Source organism: Bavariicoccus seileri WCC 4188, assembly GCF_000421665.1.
GTDB classification, from domain to species: domain Bacteria; phylum Bacillota; class Bacilli; order Lactobacillales; family Aerococcaceae; genus Bavariicoccus; species Bavariicoccus seileri.
In genome coordinates this window covers 26,685-45,832 of record NZ_ATXL01000017.1, presented here as the reverse complement: position 1 = coordinate 45,832, position 19,148 = coordinate 26,685, and the positions used below count along the sequence as shown (strand labels likewise).

15 protein-coding genes, 1 pseudogene and 1 other annotated feature are annotated in these 19,148 nt (G+C 37.3%); of the genes and pseudogenes, 3 read left to right on the top strand and 13 right to left on the bottom strand.

Annotation, left to right across the window (positions count from 1 at the left end; genetic code table 11):
• Both H541_RS13385 and istB read left to right on the top strand, forming a co-directional pair.
• A pseudogene (locus H541_RS13385) lies at positions 1-257 on the top strand (hypothetical protein); the annotation flags it as partial.
• Positions 247-1,002, top strand: a complete 756-nt coding sequence (istB, locus tag H541_RS0105205; RefSeq protein WP_022796280.1) for an IS21-like element helper ATPase IstB — start codon at positions 247-249, stop codon at positions 1,000-1,002. The pseudogene H541_RS13385 and the gene istB, both read left to right, overlap by 11 nt.
• A gap of 357 nt (positions 1,003-1,359) precedes the next feature.
• On the opposite strand, the gene H541_RS0105200 is transcribed toward istB, so the two are convergent.
• The 10 genes from H541_RS0105200 to parE form a co-directional block, all read right to left on the bottom strand.
• Complete coding sequence (locus tag H541_RS0105200; RefSeq protein ID WP_022796279.1) at positions 1,360-2,025, bottom strand: amino acid ABC transporter ATP-binding protein; 666 nt, start codon at positions 2,023-2,025, stop codon at positions 1,360-1,362.
• Between the two features lie 10 nt (positions 2,026-2,035).
• Entirely contained in the window at positions 2,036-2,671 is a 636-nt protein-coding gene (locus H541_RS0105195; protein WP_026501635.1) for an amino acid ABC transporter permease, read from the bottom strand.
• A 280-nt stretch (positions 2,672-2,951) separates the two neighbouring features.
• Entirely contained in the window at positions 2,952-3,749 is a 798-nt protein-coding gene (locus H541_RS0105190; protein WP_026501634.1) for an amino acid ABC transporter substrate-binding protein, read from the bottom strand.
• 55 nt (positions 3,750-3,804) lie between these two features.
• Positions 3,805-4,039: a binding site (T-box leader), on the bottom strand.
• A 189-nt stretch (positions 4,040-4,228) separates the two neighbouring features.
• On the bottom strand, positions 4,229-5,101 hold the full coding sequence (locus tag H541_RS0105185; RefSeq protein ID WP_022796278.1) for an NAD(P)H-hydrate dehydratase: 873 nt from the start codon (positions 5,099-5,101) through the stop codon (positions 4,229-4,231).
• A gap of 21 nt (positions 5,102-5,122) precedes the next feature.
• A complete protein-coding gene (locus H541_RS0105180) occupies positions 5,123-6,070 on the bottom strand; it encodes a VOC family protein (RefSeq protein ID WP_022796277.1) in 948 nt (315 codons plus the stop codon).
• Positions 6,071-6,130: 60 nt separating this feature from the next.
• Positions 6,131-7,039, bottom strand: a complete 909-nt coding sequence (locus H541_RS0105175; protein WP_022796276.1) for a manganese-dependent inorganic pyrophosphatase — start codon at positions 7,037-7,039, stop codon at positions 6,131-6,133.
• A gap of 354 nt (positions 7,040-7,393) precedes the next feature.
• Positions 7,394-8,158, bottom strand: coding sequence for a pyruvate formate-lyase-activating protein (gene pflA, locus H541_RS0105170; protein WP_022796275.1), 765 nt, complete (start codon positions 8,156-8,158; stop codon positions 7,394-7,396).
• A gap of 92 nt (positions 8,159-8,250) precedes the next feature.
• The gene (gene pflB, locus H541_RS0105165; RefSeq protein WP_022796274.1) at positions 8,251-10,482 is read right to left on the bottom strand and encodes a formate C-acetyltransferase; all 2,232 of its coding nucleotides are present in this window, start codon (positions 10,480-10,482) and stop codon (positions 8,251-8,253) included.
• Between the two features lie 316 nt (positions 10,483-10,798).
• Entirely contained in the window at positions 10,799-13,252 is a 2,454-nt protein-coding gene (parC, locus tag H541_RS0105160) for a DNA topoisomerase IV subunit A (protein WP_022796273.1), read from the bottom strand.
• Between the two features lie 2 nt (positions 13,253-13,254).
• Positions 13,255-15,348, bottom strand: a complete 2,094-nt coding sequence (parE, locus tag H541_RS11620) for a DNA topoisomerase IV subunit B (protein ID WP_022796272.1) — start codon at positions 15,346-15,348, stop codon at positions 13,255-13,257.
• A 214-nt stretch (positions 15,349-15,562) separates the two neighbouring features.
• On the opposite strand from parE, the gene plsY reads away from it, so the two are divergent.
• Entirely contained in the window at positions 15,563-16,168 is a 606-nt protein-coding gene (gene plsY / locus H541_RS0105150) for a glycerol-3-phosphate 1-O-acyltransferase PlsY (protein WP_022796271.1), read from the top strand.
• 59 nt (positions 16,169-16,227) lie between these two features.
• On the opposite strand, the gene hslU is transcribed toward plsY, so the two are convergent.
• The 3 genes from hslU to H541_RS11615 are packed head-to-tail and all read right to left on the bottom strand — an operon-like array spanning position 16,228 to position 19,102.
• The gene (gene hslU, locus H541_RS0105145) at positions 16,228-17,649 is read right to left on the bottom strand and encodes an ATP-dependent protease ATPase subunit HslU (protein WP_022796270.1); all 1,422 of its coding nucleotides are present in this window, start codon (positions 17,647-17,649) and stop codon (positions 16,228-16,230) included.
• On the bottom strand, positions 17,650-18,186 hold the full coding sequence (hslV, locus tag H541_RS0105140; RefSeq protein ID WP_022796269.1) for an HslVU peptidase proteolytic subunit: 537 nt from the start codon (positions 18,184-18,186) through the stop codon (positions 17,650-17,652).
• A gap of 4 nt (positions 18,187-18,190) precedes the next feature.
• Positions 18,191-19,102: a tyrosine recombinase XerC gene (locus H541_RS11615; protein WP_022796268.1), complete on the bottom strand. Its 912-nt coding sequence runs from the start codon at positions 19,100-19,102 to the stop codon at positions 18,191-18,193.
• Positions 19,103-19,148 lie beyond the last annotated feature (46 nt).

Sequence of the window (19,148 nt, the reverse complement as noted above, 5' to 3'; positions counted from 1 at the left end):
AACGACAAGGTGTTCAGTCCATTTTCACTCTTAAGAAAGTGTTACGCAAACACACAAAGTATGAATTGGAAAAAGCCTGCCAGACGGTACTGGACGTCACAGAAAGACCGACGGTCTCTCTTGTTAAAACAGCCCTTAAAAATAATCAGAAGCAGATAAAAGAAGAACAAATGAAGAAAGCAGTAGATAAATTAACTCAGAACCATGGATTCACCCGTGGAGCTAGCTACTATGGAGGACGTTTAAATGATGAATGAAGATACGATAACAAAGTTGATTGAAATGAAAATGAGTGGCATGGCAGAGGCCTATAAGCAACAGGCACAAAACAAGCAATATAACGATCTGGGCTTCGAAGATCGCTTTAAGCTATTAGTAGACAGCGAACATTCTCGTCGCAAAAGTAATAAGCTTCAACGCTTAATAAGGCAAGCTGCATTCGAAGTTCCTTCAGCATCAATTGAGGAGATTCAATATTTCGAAGACCGACGGTTACCAAAAGAAGAGATCTTACGCTTAGCTTCTGGGTTGTACTTAGAAAATAAGAACAACATCATTCTGATGGGAGCAACTGGAGCTGGGAAAACCTACTTAGCCTGTGCCTTTGGTATAGCTGCTTGTCGTCAATTTTATAAAGTTCAGTATGTTCGCCTACCTGAACTCCTAGATGAGTTTAAGATAGCAAAAAATCAGCCAGATGACAGCTATAAAAAATTAATGCGTAAGTACACTAAGAAAGAACTACTCATTATTGATGAGTGGCTTCTTCATGACTTAACAGAAGAAGAACTATACTTGACCATGGAAATCATAGAAAAACGGGAAAAGACGACTTCTACGATCTTCTGTACCCAGTTCAACACAGCCGGATGGCACTCTAAACTGGGAGGCGGTCCCACAGGAGAAGCAGTTATTGATCGGATTGTTCATAATTCCTACACCATCACTATTGATGGTGAAACATCTATGCGTGAACGACTGGGTTTATCCAATAACTTCTAAGATATTATTATGAAAAACTAATATAATCCTATGGATTATGTAAAGGTGTCCCATAACTAACTTAAATCACAGTGGTTATGGGATATTTCTTTAGTGGTACATCGAGCTGGCAAAAGGTGGTACATTCTTTGGCAAACAGTGGTAAGAAAGTTGGCATCAATGGTACAAATGTGTGGCAGTAGTCATCCTAGTTGACATAATATAAATTATGCGAAGATTTGGAAAAATAAAATTGAAAATTAAAGAGACACTATTCCAGCGCCTCTCTCTTTTACTTTCTAACTATTTCAATTTGTTCATCCAACTTCAACATCTTCAATTTGTTCATTCAATTTGTTTATTCGAGTGGTTATTCAGTTATTTAAATGTTGTTGACGAAATTAATCTTGAACATGTCTTATCCGCGAAATCATTATCATGCGTTACTATAATAACACCTTTTCCAATTTCAGAGATTTCATTTATTAAGCTGCCGACTGTTTCTTGATTTGCATCGTCTAATGCTGAGGTCGGTTCATCAAAACAAATAAATGAAGGATTTAAAATCAAGGATCTTATAATTGCAACACGTTGTTTTTGACCACCTGACAACTGTTTTGGCATCATATCAGCTTTATCTTCGAGTCCGAAACGTTTTAAATAACCCATAGCTTTTTCCTTCAAATCTTTTATAGACGTTTTGGCTGTACCATCTAGGGCTGATGGAGCTTCGATGATGTTATCTATGACTGATAAATTCGGAAATAAGGCATAATTCTGGAAGACTAATCCCATCTTCTTTTGGTAATTACTTTGGATTTTTTTGGATGCTAATTGACCATTTTTGTATAAAAAAACGTCATCAATCAATACAGATCCACTATCTAACGTTTCCAGATTAGTTAATATCCTCATAAAAGTTGTTTTCCCGCTTCCAGATTTACCAACTAATCCCACAATTTCACCAGGTGACATTTGAAAATCAAAATTATTCAAAACGACTTCGTTACCAAATTTTTTTGAAATACCCTGACATATCAACATAATTTGCCTCCTAAAATTCTAGTTTTTCTTCAATAACATCAACTGCTAATGTTATGATTGCCGTGATCAACAAATATAATAAACCAACTGCTAAAAACGGCACGAGGCTTGCAGAGGCATTTGCAGCAGTTTTACCAACTTTTAATAGTTCGGTTAATCCAATAACATAAACTAATGAGGTGTCCTTCACTAAGGTGATTAGTTCATTCGTAACGGATGGCAAGGTTGTTTTAAAGAGTTGCGGTAGGATGATGCGTCTATATCCCCTTACCTTCTTGATATTTAATACCTTGATTGCTTCAAACTGCGAGAGTGGAATGCTTAGCATACCTCCTCTAAATATTTCGGCGTAGTACGCGGCATAGTTTAAGCAATATGCCAAGAGTGCTGAGGGAAAACGATCAATTTTTAATCCTAAAAGTGGCAATCCGAAGAATATCACCATCAATTGCAAAAGTAATGGAGTCCCTCTCATTACATAGATAAAACAATTGAGTAGCAATTGGACAATTTTTGGTCCATAAAGTACCGATAGGGTTATTAGAAAACCTAGTGGGATGCTAATGACCGCCACAATGATAAATAAGTTCAGCGTTTGAAGTAATCCATCAATCAAATTCGGTATCAAATTTAGTAAGTCGCTCATTAGAATCGATCCTTTAGTTTTTAATAATATTTAGGCTTTTTAAGTTCTATAGTTTAGTTTCTTAATGTCATTTAGATGTCATATAGCTGTGTCGTTTAGTATAGTGTCATTTAGTTAGTGTAACTGAGTAAAATGCGGATAATGCAGATAATGCAGTAAATTGTTTCTAATTCTGTGTATTCCTTTTGTATCATTGTTTGTAGATTATTGCTGTAGATAGTTAATACACCTATTGTACAGCTACAATAAATAGAAATCTTTCTTCAGTAGGCAGGTCTGATTATTCTTCGAACCAACGATTCTTGACTTCATCTAGTTTGCCATTATCAGTTAAAGTTTTCAAAGCTGCATCAAGATCTTCTTTGAGTTGTGTATCGTCTTTTCTGATTCCAATAGCATATTCTTCACTGCCCAAATCATCATCTAACACGCGTAATTCTGTTAATCCTCTTTGTTTCATGTAGTAACGTGCTAATGTTTCGTCCACTACTATAGCATCCGAACGGTTAGTCAATAAATCATTGAAAACATCGTTGAAAGTGCTATATGAGATTGGTTCATTGCCTTCAATAGCTGCAACGAGGTCTGTATCGGCCATAATGGCATCATATGAGCTTGACCCTTCTTGAGTTGCTACCGTTTTTCCTTCAAGATCATCTATAGAATCTATATCACTGTCATCTTGAACGATGATGATTTGTTTGTTTGTCATATATGGTGTTGAGAAATCAACTATCTCTTTTCGTTCATCGGTAACAGTATAGCCATTCCAAATGAGATCAATATTTCCTTGTTGGAGTTCAGTTTCTTTTGTCATCCAATCGATAGGTTGAAATTCGAACTGATAGTCTGTTATTTTTTCAATTTCTTTTGATAAATCAATATCAAATCCAACAAGTTCATTATTATCATCTTTGAACCCCATTGGAGCAAAGGTATCATCTAATCCCACAACTATCGTTTTTTTCTCACCATTATCCTCACCAGCATCTGTTGTTTTAAAGTAATTGTTATAGATCCCAAATCCAGCAAGAATAGCCAAAACACCAACTAATACGTATAATACCAACTTTTTCATCATTATTCCTCCATTTTTTGTATAGCTATAAAAAAAGCCCTTTATGTCAATTGACATAAAGGACGATAATCTCGTGGTTCCACCTTTTTTCGCTAGTTCTTCGCAAAACTAACCTTATAACGCTCAAATTTCTAAGCGCTGGCACTATAACGGGTACTCCCGAACTAACCTACTTTATTCGATAGTTTGTTCAAAGATGTGTTTTCACGGGTTTTGATTACCTATTCTCACCAATCCTAGGCTCTCTTAAATCAAATACAATCGTTACTTTTTCTTATCACTACACTGTTTTATTTATTTGATGGTGTAATACTAACAAAACAATTAGAGAAATGCAACCAAAAATGAAAAAAATATGAATATGAATTTAAAATAGTTCAAACACCGCATTAAAACTGCACTTGCGTGTACACATTTTCACAGTTAAACAAGACTCAGTCAAACAACACTCAGTTAAACAGTACTAAGTTAAATAATACTCATTTTGACACTATCAGGTTGTCAGTAATAAATTTAGGAATATGCTGGCTGATTAGTGTTGGTCTCACGACATAGTTACTTTTCGCTAATTGATCTCCAATCATACTATGAATAAATAAACTGTCTAAAATAGCGTGCTCTATCGATTTTGACTGATAGACCAATGCCGAAATGATCCCAGATAAGGTATCTCCCATGCCACCAGTTGCCATGGCGGGGTTACCTATATCTAAGTGTGCAATATGTTCAAAATGGTGGTTTAAGCTACCGTAAACGTCAGTATGATGCTTTTTTAGTACTAGAAGCGTATCTGTATCCTCTAACTGATGATTTAGTATAAATGATCTGAACGACTGTAGATTGCTCTTATGAGTCTGTAGAGAAGGCTCTAATCCAGATAGCCGAGACCATTCACCTTGATGGGGCGTGAGGATAACAGATTTAGCTGTTATAGGGAGTTGTGTGTTATGAGACAAAAAGAATAAGGCATCTGCATCAAGCACTAAGAATTGTTTTTTAGTTACTATCTCTAGTGTATCTGTAAAGAGACGCTCAGCTTTTTTGTTTCTTCCTAAACCACTACCAATGAAAACTGTATCTACTGATTTAAGAAGATCTGTAAACATTTTTTTCTCATCCCAATCAACACACATGACTTCAGGAGTGTGGGTATGTATGGCAGAAAAATTTCTAGCGTCAGTTGCAACAGTTACCAAACCAGCACCACTGGATATGGCAGCTAGTGACGCCATAATAATGGCTCCGGCCATTTCAAAGTTTCCACCAATCAACAGCACTTTTCCAAAAGTACCCTTATGACTATTCTCTGGCCGTTTAGCAAGTGCTAAATTGTAATCACGATCAATTAACATAACAATGCCCCCTAGTCTACTCTATTCTTTAGCGACTATCTGTGCTTCCGGACAAGTACACACAAAAGTGAAACCTTCTACTATTGTTCGAGTCTCTCCTTCAGAAACGTCACAAGGGAACTGTAAGTCCAATAAGTCATTTGTTAGTTTTTTGACGGTTCCGATAGTAGGAAACTCGATAATTGGTTCTAGGTTTTGCCGAGTCATTCTAGGATTATGTCGTCGGCTATAGACTTCAGTAATGAGAATGTTAAGACTTCCCATTTTAAAGTTAAGTGTCCTTGGATGGTAGCTTTCAATTTCAAGGGCTTTTAGACCATCAACGAAAAAATGACGAAAAGTTTGAGCGTTCAGTTTACTGACTTGTAAATGCAAGTGTGCAATTTCAAAATGATAAGTACTTGTCACATAGTCGTCATCTACAGTATCAAGAACTTGTTTTAGGTTCCACTCGATGTCATGTCCTTCGTTAAAGTTTCTTGTTGGATAGTGATGATGATCTTTTGTCTCTTTTTTTGTATAGAACTCAAGCAAGTTATCATCCGGATCTTTGATATAGAAAGAAATGGTTTTGTTAGCCTCACTCGTACCAGTGATAGGTATTTCTTGATCCAATATATGATGGATGAAAGATATCCAACTTCTTTTGGTATCAAGTAAAAAACCAATGTGGTGATATTGAGGCTCATTTAACCTATCATCAGTTTCTCCATTTGCATTACTATATCTAGTAGAACTAGTTTTACTTGGCCCTCTCAGTTCGATCAAGGGCATTAGTGTATTCTGATTGGCTAACAAAACGCTATTATTATGGTCCCTCAAGACATCTAATCCGAGAGTGTTGTGATAAAATCGTTTCGACTGGTCCAAGTCATTTGTCCGTACTAGCAATGTTTTTACATGGATAGACGTGGTAACATCATGTCTACCGAAGTTCAGGAACTTTCTTATTTTTGATAAAAAGCTCATATATTCAACATCCTTTTAGGTAGCAGTTGTAAGAGGTTGTGGCCACCAAGGATCATGACGTCAAAATGCATCTGTTAATTGGGGCACAATTTGTTTTTTACGAGAAACAACAGTTGGAAGATCAATAAACTGATCCACTACTTTTTTGTGGAAGGCTTTTTCAACTGGTTCTATTGGTTCTCCGACTACTAATAATTCAGTATTGCTATTCAATATGTCCGTAATCATTAGGAGAAACAAGTCAAATCCACTAGCGTTGATTGCTTTAATGAACTCATCTTTACGAGCTTTAACCTCTGGAATATCAACAGTATTGACTTGTGCGACACGTACTTTGTACTTTCCTAATTCAAATGTTTTAGCATCTAGATCAATCAGTTCTTCTGCAGATTTTGAGGCTAGATTAGTCCCCGCTTTCAGGAGTGCTAAGCCGTACTCGTTAAGACTGACTTCGGCAATTTCCGCTAATTGATCACCAATTTCAATATCCTCTGCAGTGCAAGTTGGAGATTTGAATAATAAAGTATCAGAAATGATTGCTGATAACATAATGCCAGCAATATCTTTTGGAATGGTAACAGCTGCTTCTTTATATAATTTATATAAAATAGTGGAAGTACATCCAAGAGGTTCCGCACGATAATATAAAGGTTCACTTGTTTGGAAATTAGCAATTCTATGGTGATCAACAACGTATTTAACAGTTAATTCATCGATATCGGAAATAGTTTGTGCTTTTTCATTGTGGTCAACTAGTGCAACTTCAGATGTTTCATTTGCAAGAGTTTTTACTACTCTAGGTGCTTGTAAGCCAAAATGATTTAGTGCATACTGTGTTTCTTCATTTGGTTCTCCAAGGGCAACTGCCTCCGCATCAACACCTGTTTGGTTCAGTAAGTAACTATAAGCTATTGCGGCTCCAATTGCATCAGTGTCTGGGTTTCTATGGCCAAAAACTTTTAAACTCATCTTTATCTTCCCTTTCTATTCTTACAATATTGCTTTTAGTTTATCACAACCGAAGTCTTTTGATAACTATTGTCTATGTGATATAGGACTGTTTATGTCACTTTTGAGTACAGCTAGCTCAAAAGCCTATTAAAATGAGATTTTCAGTGTAAAAAGCAAGATATACTCCAAAATATAAAGCACAAAAAAGCACATTTATCATTAAGATATCAACCATTTATGGTTTCATCTCTTTAAATGATAAATGTGCATCTGACAGTCAGTGATAATGAAGGCCTTGATGAATCACATGATGATTATTCGTGTATGTCATCAATAATCAGTCATCAATAATTAGTTATTAATAATTTGTTATCAATGGACTGTAGCGTACTTTTGATAACTCTCCGTATCCAATAACTTTTTGGCATTTTCAACACGTTCTTCAGTTGGTGGTTCAATACCTTCTAACTTATACCTAAAACCCATATTTTCCCATTTGTACTTACCCATCGTATGGTAAGGTAGCACCTCGAATTTGTAAACGTTATGTAGAGTTTTGACAAAAGCACCTAGTTCTTTCAAGTGTTCATCAAAATCACTTCGTTCTGGTACTAGGACATGTCTTATCCAAACAGGTTGTTCCTTGTCAGATAAGTAACGGGCAAGCTCTAAAATGTTCTCATTAGGCCATCCAGTGATTTTTTTATGGTTTTCAGAGCGAATATGCTTGATATCTAGCAAAATCAGGTCGGTATAAGTCAATAACTCCTCAAAACGACTAAAGAATGGTTCGTCATAGGTAAATGGCATACCACAGGTATCAAGTGTTGTATTGACACCCTCTTCCTTTGCTAATTTAAAATACTCTATCAAGAAATCTATTTGGAGTAACGGTTCGCCACCACTAACAGTAACACCGCCTTTATTTCCCCAAAACTCACGGTATTTTAAAGCCTCATCTAACAGTTCTCGTGCGCTCATTGGTGTTCCAGTGCCAATATTCCACGTATCTGGATTATGACAAAATTCACACCTCATGCGACATCCCTGCATGAATGAGACAAACCGGATGCCTGGTCCATCCACTGAACCAAAACTTTCAGTGGAATGAACATAACCAATTGTAGGTTTTGACATCTTCATCGCTCCTATCCCATAAATCTTCTAAAATTTTTAAGCCTGTATCAGTGTAGCCGTCCAAAACCAAATTCGAGTATTATTAAATCCGATTACATTGACGAATGCATCGTCCGTTTAATAACATCCATTTGTTGTTCACGACTTAGCTTGATGAAGTTAACTGCGTATCCAGAAACACGAATCGTCAATTGAGGGTAGTTTTCTGGATGATCCATTGCATCTAGCAAAGTATCTCTATTGAATACGTTGATATTTAAGTGGTGACCACCTTTTTTGCTATAACCATCAAGCATCATTGTTAAGTTTTCTTCTTGAGTATCTAATTCTTTACCAAGTGCTTTAGGAATGATAGAGAATGTATTAGAGATACCGTCTAGAGAATAAGTATATGGCAATTTAGCTACTGATGACAAGCTTGCTAATGCGCCATGAGTGTCTCTACCATGTAGAGGATTAGCACCTGGAGCAAAAGGTTCGCCAGCTCTACGTCCGTCTGGTGTGTTACCAGTATTCTTACCATACACGACGTTTGAAGTGATTGTAAGGATAGATGTAGTTGGAGTAGATCCACGGTAAGCATGATGTTTTCTGACCTTAGTGATGAACCCTTTAAGAAGATCAACAGCAATTTGATCTACGCGATCATCATTATTACCATATTTAGGGTAATCGCCTTCGATTTCGTAATCTGTAGCCAAGCCAGTTTCAGGATCGCGAATTACTTTAACTTTAGCATGTTTGATTGCTGACAATGAGTCAACAGCTACTGAGAATCCAGCAATACCAGTTGCTAATGTGCGGAACACATCTGTATCATACAAGGCCATTTGGATTCTTTCATAAGAATATTTATCGTGCATGTAATGGATAACGTTCAAAGTATTGACATAAAGTCCAGCTAGCCATTCTTCCATTTGGGTGAATTTGGCAACTACTTCGTCGTAATCAAGGTATTCAGATGTGATTGGTGAGTATGCTGGACCAACTTGTTGACCAGACATTTCGTCTACCCCACCGTTGATTGCGTAAACTAAACATTTAGCAAGGTTTACACGAGCACCAAAGAATTGCATTTGTTTACCAATTCTCATTGCAGATACACAACAAGCAATACCGTAGTCATCACCCCATTCAGGTCTCATAACTTCATCATTTTCGTATTGAATTGCAGACGTTTCAATTGAAACTCGTGCAGCGAATTTTTTGAATCCTTCAGGCAAGCGTGGAGACCATAATACTGTCAAGTTTGGTTCTGGAGCTGGTCCTAAGTTGTTTAAGGTATGAAGGAAACGGAAGCTATTCTTACTTACAAGAGAGCGACCATCTAAGCCGATACCACCAATTGATTCAGTTACCCAAGTTGGGTCTCCAGAAAATAATTCATTGTAATCTGGTGTACGAGCAAATTTCACTAACCGTAGTTTCATGACAAAATGATCGACTAATTCTTGGACATCTGTTTCTGTTAGTACGCCAGCTTTTAGATCTCTTTCAATAAAGATATCTAAAAATGTTGAAACACGACCTAAGGACATTGCTGCACCATTTTGTTCTTTAACGGCTGCTAGATATGCAAAGTAAGTCCATTGGAAAGCTTCGCTAGCATTAGTTGCTGGTTTAGAAATATCGTAACCATAAATTTGGCCTAATTCTTTTAGTTCGCCCAATGCTCTATATTGCTCAGATACTTCTTCTCTCAACCGAATAACATCGTCAGTCATCGTACCATCGCCAATATTATTCCAGTCTTTGAACTTTTCAGCCATCAAGCGATCAACGCCATAAAGAGCAACACGACGATAATCACCGATGATTCTACCACGACCATAAGCGTCAGGTAAACCTGTAATAACTTTGTTATGACGGGCTTTTCTCATTTCAGGAGTATAGGCATCGAAAACACCTTGATTGTGAGTTTTGCGCCAATCTCTGAAGATATGAGAAAGTTCAGGATCTAATTCATAGCCGTATGATTTGAGAGCATCCTCGGCCATTCTGATACCACCAAATGGTTGTAAGCTTCGTTTAAAAGGTTTATCAGTTTGAAAGCCTACGATTTTTTCGCTGTCTTTATTCAAGTAGCCTGGACCGTGTGAAGTGATGGTTGATACGATCTTAGTATCCATATCCAACACGCCACCGTTGTCACGTTCTTGTTTATTAAGATCTAGGACTTGATCCCAAAGAGCCTTAGTTGCTTCTGTAGGACCTTCTAAAAAGCTTTCGTCACCTGTATATTCTGTATAGTTTCTTTGAATAAAATCGCGGACGTTGATTTCTTTTTGCCAAACGTCTCCTTTGAACCCATTCCATGCTTCCATTTTATTCCTCCTTAAAATTAAGATTGTTAACAATGTAACAGTTCTACAAACATAGTGTAACACATCACTAAGTTATATGAAAGCACTTTATGTGATTAAATTAACGTAAATATTGACTTACGCTTACAATACTGTTAAATAGGGTATTTATATTAGTATATTCCGATTTGATGGACGAAAAACTAGTGGTGAAGTGAATCGCTCAACATGACCGCTGTACTAGTAATATTGTAATAATAAAACAGATAGAGAAACTGTTTATATAACAGTTTCTCTATCGCTGGGAAGCTCGTATTAATGAAGATGTCGTTTTCTCTTATTCCAATAAGGAAGTGTCTCGAACGGATACTGAAAGAATTGGTTTATCCTTTAAGTCATCAACAAAGGATCCATTTGATGTCCGAGTACTATAATTCAGATCATTGGTATCAATTTCAATGGTACCATCTTGCTGTTTGACAATCAGACTTACTCCTCCAGTTGATTGATTAATCGGGAATGCTGCAATTAAACGATGTGGATCTGATTTTAATTCCTTCAGCACCATTAGTCCCCTTTTGGCTCTTGAAAGCCTAGATATCGTTGTGATATCAATTTTTTTCAGAGAGCCTCTTTGAGTAAGCATCACTACTGGCACATGATTAGAATCACTTGGAATAACAACGCCAGAAACAATGAAATCGTCTTTTTTTAGATTGGCAGCTTTGACGCCGCTTGCATTAGTCCCAACAATTGGAATCTCACTAATGTTGAATCGTAGGCAGAGTCCACGATGTGTTATAACAGCTAAGTCTGAATTTTCTGCTTTTTTTGAAATCTGACTGACAGTGGTGATTACATCTGAAGCAGTTTTTAATTTCATTGCTTTGCTGCTTTTAACTTTATCACCTCTAAAGCTAGAGAATTGGCTGCCTTCTGTCAATTTAACTTGCCCTTCACGTGTTAAAAATAATACAGTGTCGTCGGAAAGATCTTTTTCAGTGCTTACAAGTAAGACGCGTTCATTTGGCTCCAATGAATATTTTTGTGACAGATGTAATCCTAATTCCTTCCATTTTAAATCTGGAAGATCGTGAACCGGAATATAAAGATAATTCCCCTTATCCGTAAATAACACGAGATTATCTAGCGTTGAGAGAGTTTTGACAAAAATCGGATAGTCGCCGTCTTTTAGTCCTAAATCCGTCACAGCTGATGCCATTGCACTTCTTAGCGTTGTTCTCTTATAGTAGCCGGTCTCGGTGATTACGACTTTGACATCTTCTTCAGGGACTAAAATTTCTTTATCAATGATTAGTTCTTCCACTTCATCTTCTATGCTAGTCAACCTATTCCGTTGATACGTTTTTTTAACATCACGTAATTCTTTCTTCATGATATTATGGAGGGTCTTACTATTCGTTAAAATACTTTCAAAATAAGCAACACTCTCATTGAGATCAAGTCTTTCACTTTGTAATGCCGTAATATCAGTGTTGGTCAAACGATAAAGTTGTAGTGTTACGATTGCCTCAGCTTGTTCATTCGTGAAATCATATTGTTTGACGAGTTGTACTTTGGCATCACTTTTATTTTCGCTATCGCGAATAGTTTGAATGACCTCATCGAGGATAGAAAGAGCTTTGATTAATCCATCAACAATATGCAACCTAGTTTGAGCCTTTTGTAACTCGAATTGTGTTCTTTTACGGATAACATCAGCTTTAAACGTGATATAAGCTGATAAAATATCTATTAGACCCACTTGATCAGGTTTTTGATCATTGATAGCTACCATATTAAAATTATAGTTCACTTGCAGATCGGTTTTCTTTAACAAATATTGAAGGACACCTTCAGCATTGACATCTTTCTTTAGCTCAATAACAATTCTAAGGCCATTTCGGTCCGATTCATCTCGAACATCAGCAATACCTTCTATTTGCTTGTTAATCCGGATATAGTCGATGCGTTTAACTAGATTTGACTTATTGATTTCATAGGGAATTTCATCAATTACGATCTGCTGTTTCTTCCCTTTTAAATCTTCAATCTGTGTCTTTGATCTCAGAACGACTTTTCCCTTACCAGTTTGGTAGGCATGTAATAGGTCTTTTTTGCCTTGGATGATACCTCCAGTTGGAAAATCTGGTCCCTTTATAATCTTTAGCAGGTCTTTAAGTGTTGTCTTAGGGTGGTCTATCAGTTGGATGGTTGCATCGATAACCTCAGCTAAATTGTGCGGTGGAATATCGGTAGCATAACCGGCCGAGATGCCCGTAGCGCCATTCACCAATAACTGTGGAAATCCAGCAGGTAAAACGGTTGGCTCTTCCAAAGTATCATCAAAATTTAGAACATGCGGAACTGTTTTTTTATCGATATCCTTCAGCAGTTCTCCGGATATCTTTGAGAGTCTGGCTTCGGTATAACGCATAGCTGCTGGTGGATCTCCATCCATGGAACCGTTATTTCCATGCATCTCAATCAATTCATGGTTCAATTTCCAGTACTGACTCATTCGTACCATAGCTTCATAGACGCTTGAATCGCCATGAGGATGGTAGTTACCAATCACATTCCCAACAGTTTTCGCAGATTTTCTAAATGCTTTATCTGAAGTATTGTGATCTCTATACATGGCAAATAGTATTCTTCTCTGTACCGGTTTTAGACCGTCTCTTATATCTGGCAATGCCCGTTCTTGAATAATGTATTTTGAATAACGTCCAAAGCGTTCACCCATAACTTCGGCAAGGTGAAGTTCTGTTATTTGGGTATCATGGCTCATCTTTATCCCTCCTTATCAGAAAAGTCAAAACTCATTTGACCGTCATCTTTGATTTTAGTGATATCACGATATTCACTTTCAACACGATTGTTTGATGTCGAATGCTTAGAAACGACGACATCATGGCTACTTTTAGTCGTCACTTGGTCATCTTTGACTTGGTCTAATAAGCTAACATCTTCGCCAAGTTGGAATTTAACGTTTGATTCAATCCATTTTCTTCTAGGAGCAACTTTATTCCCCATCAATGTGCTAACACGTCGTTCAGCTTGGACTTGGTCATCTAGAGTGATTCGGACTAGGGTTCTTGTTTCAGGTGCCATTGTTGTTTCCCAAAGTTGATCAGCATTCATTTCACCCAGTCCTTTATACCGTTGAATTAAATAGCCATTTCCAATTTTTTTAGTGGCCTCTCTTAATTCATCTTCAGTCCAAGCGTACATCATTTTTTGAGATCGCCCGGTCCCTTTACTGACTTTATATAAAGGCGGTAAGGCTAAATACACTTTTCCAGCTTCTATCAAAGGTTTCATGTAACGATAAAAGAACGTTAGCAACAGTACTTGGATATGGGCGCCATCTGTATCAGCATCAGTCATGATAATAATTTTGTCATAGGCACAGTCTAATAGGTTGAACTCAGACCCGACACCAGCACCAATCGTATAAATAATCGTATTGATCTCTTCGTTTTTTAAAATATCTGTGATTGAAGCCTTTTCGGTATTGATAACCTTCCCTCTAAGCGGAAGGATTGCTTGAAATTTACGGTCTCTTCCTTGTTTGGCAGACCCACCAGCAGAATCACCCTCAACTAAGAATAATTCATTTCTCTTGGCATTTTTACTTTGAGCCGGCGTTAGTTTGCCAGAAAGCAAGGTCTCTCTTTTCTTTGAGTTTTTCCCATGCCTAGACTCTTCTCTTGCTTTTCGAGAGGCTAGGCGAGCTTCTTTTGCCCTCAGAGCCTTCCTAATTAGCTCCTGAGCGACTTCTCCGGTTTCATTGAAGAAATAGGTCAAGTGTTCACTAACGACGCGATCGACGACAGCACGGGCTTCAGGTGTTCCTAACTTTTCTTTTGTTTGACCCTCAAATTGTAGGAGATTTTCTGGGATACGTAACGAAATAATGGCAGTTAATCCTTCTCGGACATCACTACCCTCTAAATTTTTGTCTTTATCCTTTAAGATTCCTACTCGTCTAGCATACTCATTAAAAGATTTTGTCAAGGCACTTTTAAAACCAACTTCATGGCTACCGCCATCTTTTGTTCGGACATTATTGACAAAACTTAGAATGTTATCAGAGTAGCCATCGTTATATTGTAGTGCTACTTCTACTTCGATATTGTCTTGTTTACTATCAAAATACACTATATCACTAAGGGCATCTTTTTCTTCATTCAGATAGCTCACAAATTCTTTAATGCCATCCTTATAAAAAAAAGTCTCCTCTTTCCCATCTATTTGGTCATCGATTTGAATAGTTAAATTTTTAAGTAGTAAAGAAGATTCTCTTAAACGTTCTGCTAACGTTTCATATGACCATTTAAAGGTTTTAAAAATCGATTTAGAGGGTAGAAAAGTAACTTCAGTCCCGCTATCTTTTGATTTAATGGCTTTCTTTTGTAGTTTCCCATCTATTTTTCCACCATCTTTAAATTTTTGAGTGTACTCGTAGCCATCTCTGTGAACCTTAACAATCAAAAAGTCAGATAAAGCATTGACGACACTAGCGCCAACTCCGTGCAACCCACCAGATGTTTTATAGCCACCTTGTCCAAATTTTCCGCCAGCATGAAGGATGGTGAAAATAACCTGTATTGTGGGAATACCTGATCTATGCATCCCTGTTGGCATTCCACGCCCATTGTCTTTCACTGAGATACTATTATCTTTGTTGATAGTCACCTTGATATGATCAGCGTACCCCGACAATGCTTCATCAACCGCATTGTCCACTATTTCATAAACAAGATGATGTAAGCCACGGGAGTCTGTAGAGCCTATATACATACCAGGCCTCTTACGAACAGCCTCTAAGCCCTCCAATATTTGAATGGCATCATCATTATATGAATTTTTTTTACCAGCCATAACACATCTCCTACCTTACATATTGATCTATTTTTTATAGAATATACTAGTTCTTTTTTCTAAAGAATAAATGATGACGCGGTTTTTACAGATGTACAAACCTATGTTCTCATAATTCTCATACTGTTAAAGTCTAGCATAGTTACTTAGGGTTTTTCAATACATCAATGCGTGCTATAATTATAGCAATGACCTTAACAGTGAAGGAGTAAGTATGAGCAACATTATTGTTTTTATAATTGATTATTTATTAGGATCGATACCATCTGGCTATTGGATTGGAAAATGGTTCTACCATTTAGATATCAGAGAGTTCGGCAGTGGCAACATGGGAACGACCAATACTTTTCGTGTGTTAGGTAGAAAAGCAGGAATCATCGTGTTAGCAATGGATCTTCTAAAAGGAAGTTTGGCCATGCTATTAGCTATGAATACTCCAACGACCTGGCATCCTTTGATTTTCGGTTTCGCTGCTATGATTGGTCACACCTATCCGGTTTTTGCTCATTTCAAGGGAGGAAAAGCTGTTGCCACCTTGGCGGGTGTTATGCTGACTTACATTCCTACGTTAACACTTTCTGCAGTAGTAATTTTTCTGGTACTACTGTGGTTCACACGAATGGTTTCAGTGAGTAGTATCGTGACCATTAGTATTGGTATCGTCCTAACGATCGTTTTTAAAGACGATTGGTTCTTAACGATGATTGTTTCTTTAGCGGATGTTTTCATTATCTACCGACACCGTACAAATATTAAACGGATCTTCAATGGTACAGAAAGCAAAGTGCCATTTGGGTTTGGATACAAAAAAGAGCTATAAGAATAGCTCTTTTATTGTGCATATTAGGGATGTTGGCTAACCTTTTCTATAAACTTCTCTTAAAGGATATAGTGGCTGAGGTCATCATCATTTACTAATTTGCCTAAAACAGAATCGACAAACTGTTGTGAAATCGTAATCTCTCCCATTTGCATATCTGGAGCTTCAAATAGCAGGTCCTCCAATAATTTCTCAAGCAGTGTATGAAGCCGACGAGCCCCAATATTTTCAGTTTCACTATTCAACTGGTAAGCCATTTCAGCAATCCGGTGAACGCCTTCAGCTGTAAAGGTAATTGTGACATTCTCAGTCTCTAGTAAGGCAATGTATTGTTTAATTAGTGCATTTTTTGGTTCCTTCAGGATTCTTTCAAAGTCTTCGATAGAAAGATCATGCAATTCCACCCGTATTGGGAATCGTCCTTGGAGTTCAGGAATAAGGTCACTTGGTTTTGACACGTGAAATGCTCCGGACCCAATAAATAAGATATGATCAGTATCAATCATGCCGTATTTTGTTTTAACCTGACTTCCCTCTACAATCGGCAGAATATCCCGTTGGACACCTTCTCTTGACACCTGACCACTTTGTTGACTCATTGAGGTGATCTTATCGATCTCATCAATAAAGATAATCCCTTCTTGGCTAGCTTTATGCAAGGCTTCCGCATGAACATCATCTTTGTTGATCAGCTCTTCGGCAAAATCATCTGTCAATAATTCTAAAGCATCACTTACTTTTACTGTACGCTTATGCTTTTTCTTTGGTGTCAATTGGCCAAGCATGTCTTGTAAATTTTCCATTTGTTCCATTGCTGGATTGCCTCCAACAGAGCTTGGACTTTTTTCTGCAACTTCGATGGTCACCATTTGTTGATCAAGTTGACCACTCAAGACTTGTTCTCTGATAGCAGTTCGACTCTTTTCAATCTCAGGAGTCACTTCCTCAACTTCTGATTCTTGATTAAAAATATTCCCCAGTGCTTGGCCATTTGTAGGGTTTAACAAAGAACTTAAATTCTTCATATAATCATTATTGTTTGCTTGTTTCTTTTTTAAGATTCCGGGTTTTAAAGCTTTAACGACAGCATCAACTGCTTTATTGAACGCTTGGCCCCTTAACTCATTTTTTTTATCTTTTTTGACAAGAGTGATGCTGTTTTCAACTAAGTCACGAATCATGGATTCAACATCTCTTCCCACATAACCTACCTCTGTAAACTTAGTTGCTTCTACTTTTACAAATGGCGCTTCTACCAAAGTTGCTAGTCTCCTCGCAATTTCAGTTTTACCGACACCAGTGGGTCCAATCATCAATAAATTCTTAGGGGTTATTTCTTCCTTCATTTCTTCAGAGAGTTGCATTCTACGATATCTGTTCCGTAATGCGACAGCAATCGCTTTTTTAGCTTCAGTTTGACCTATAATGTACTTGTCTAAAGAAGTGACGACTTCTTTAGGAGTTAATCCTAATTGACTCATTTATTTCGCTCCTAACGTCTCAGTAATAATAGTTGAGTTGGTAAAAATGTCGATTCCAGCAGCTATCTTTAAACTATTGGTTGCGATTGCAGTAGCATCAAGGCTATCGTCTTCAGATAATAACATGCCTCTAGCTGCTGCTAAGGCATAGTTACCTCCTGATCCAACAGTCAATACGCCATCGTCAGGTTCAATCACCTCACCTGTACCACTGACCAAAAGAATATTTTCACTGTCCATCACTATCAGCATTGCCTCAAGTTTCTGAAGTGTTTTATCTCTTCTCCAAGATCGTGCGACCTCAATTGCTGATCGTCTTAAATTGCCTTTGAATTCAGTCAGCTTTTCCGTAAACATTTCTTCTAATGTAATGGCATCAGCGACTCCTCCGGCAAATCCGACAACTACTTTATCGTCATATATTTTCCTGATTTTTTTCGCAGTACTCTTCATAATGACTTTTTCGCCAAGTGTGACTTGACCATCACCTGCCATTGCACATTGATTATTTTTTTTGACAGCACAAATTGTTGTCATAGTATCAGTCCTTTACTTTTTTAGATTCTCTTGGTAAGAAATCATCGATTGTTTTGCGTAAAACAGTTGGTGTCACATGGGTATATACTTGAGTTGATGAGAGGCTATCATGCCCTAGTAATTCTTGAACAGACCTCAGATCTGCTCCATGACTTAGCATATGAGTTGCAAAGGTATGCCGTAACTTGTGGGGATGAATCTTGCCACTTAAAGCACTTTTTTTAATAATTTCATTTAAAATGTAACGAACACCATTAGTTGTCAATGGATTACCAAATCTATTCAAAAACACAAATTGGTGATCCTTACTACGGTGTTGATACAGCTGTTTACGGCTAGTCTCTAAGTAATGAGTCATAGCAACATGGGCAGGCATACCAAAGGGGATATAGCGTTCTTTATTGCCTTTCCCTCGAACTAGTAGCATATCCATCTCTAGATCTACATGATCTAGTATCAGCGATGTACACTCAGAAACCCGCATTCCAGTCGCATAAAGTATTTCTAGTATTGCTTTATTACGAATACTAAGATTATCATCTCCATCGGTACTCTTAAACAAAGCTGTCATTTCCTCTTCATAGAAAAAATCTGGTAGTCGCTTTTGTCTGATACCAAATTGGACTAATTCGGCCGGGTTTTGGGTTATTTTGCCACTCAGCAATAAATAATGGTAGAAGCTTCTTATAGTGGAGAGTTTCCTTGCCATTGAGACTCGTGAAAGCTTCCGGTCAAAACAATCCGCTAAATACAGCTGCACATCTTCTTGTGTCACAGCAGTTAGGGAATCATTGCCGCTATTCTTTAAAAACCCTTCGAACTGTATTAAATCACTTTTATAGGTGGAGACAGTTTCAGGACTATAATTTTTCAAAACAGTAATATATTCTAAAAAATCGTTTAATAAACGAGTCATCTCAATCCCTCCATCTTCTATATTATAACGGATAGTGACAAAATAA

What these genes read in the sequence shown, in the direction of transcription:
- H541_RS0105185 (WP_022796278.1), bottom strand. Translation starts at nt 5,101, where the DNA reads ATGTTAATTGATCGTGATTACAATTTAGCACTTGCTAAACGGCCAGAG.
- istB (WP_022796280.1), top strand. Translation starts at nt 247, where the DNA reads ATGATGAATGAAGATACGATAACAAAGTTGATTGAAATGAAAATGAGT.
- H541_RS11615 (WP_022796268.1), bottom strand. Translation starts at nt 19,102, where the DNA reads ATGACTCGTTTATTAAACGATTTTTTAGAATATATTACTGTTTTGAAA.
- hslU (WP_022796270.1), bottom strand. Translation starts at nt 17,649, where the DNA reads ATGAGTCAATTAGGATTAACTCCTAAAGAAGTCGTCACTTCTTTAGAC.
- plsY (WP_022796271.1), top strand. Translation starts at nt 15,563, where the DNA reads ATGAGCAACATTATTGTTTTTATAATTGATTATTTATTAGGATCGATA.
- H541_RS0105190 (WP_026501634.1), bottom strand. Translation starts at nt 3,749, where the DNA reads ATGAAAAAGTTGGTATTATACGTATTAGTTGGTGTTTTGGCTATTCTT.
- pflA (WP_022796275.1), bottom strand. Translation starts at nt 8,158, where the DNA reads ATGTCAAAACCTACAATTGGTTATGTTCATTCCACTGAAAGTTTTGGT.
- H541_RS0105195 (WP_026501635.1), bottom strand. Translation starts at nt 2,671, where the DNA reads ATGAGCGACTTACTAAATTTGATACCGAATTTGATTGATGGATTACTT.
- H541_RS0105180 (WP_022796277.1), bottom strand. Translation starts at nt 6,070, where the DNA reads ATGAGCTTTTTATCAAAAATAAGAAAGTTCCTGAACTTCGGTAGACAT.
- parE (WP_022796272.1), bottom strand. Translation starts at nt 15,348, where the DNA reads ATGGCTGGTAAAAAAAATTCATATAATGATGATGCCATTCAAATATTG.
- parC (WP_022796273.1), bottom strand. Translation starts at nt 13,252, where the DNA reads ATGAGCCATGATACCCAAATAACAGAACTTCACCTTGCCGAAGTTATG.
- H541_RS0105200 (WP_022796279.1), bottom strand. Translation starts at nt 2,025, where the DNA reads ATGTTGATATGTCAGGGTATTTCAAAAAAATTTGGTAACGAAGTCGTT.
- hslV (WP_022796269.1), bottom strand. Translation starts at nt 18,186, where the DNA reads ATGACAACAATTTGTGCTGTCAAAAAAAATAATCAATGTGCAATGGCA.
- H541_RS0105175 (WP_022796276.1), bottom strand. Translation starts at nt 7,039, where the DNA reads ATGAGTTTAAAAGTTTTTGGCCATAGAAACCCAGACACTGATGCAATT.
- pflB (WP_022796274.1), bottom strand. Translation starts at nt 10,482, where the DNA reads ATGGAAGCATGGAATGGGTTCAAAGGAGACGTTTGGCAAAAAGAAATC.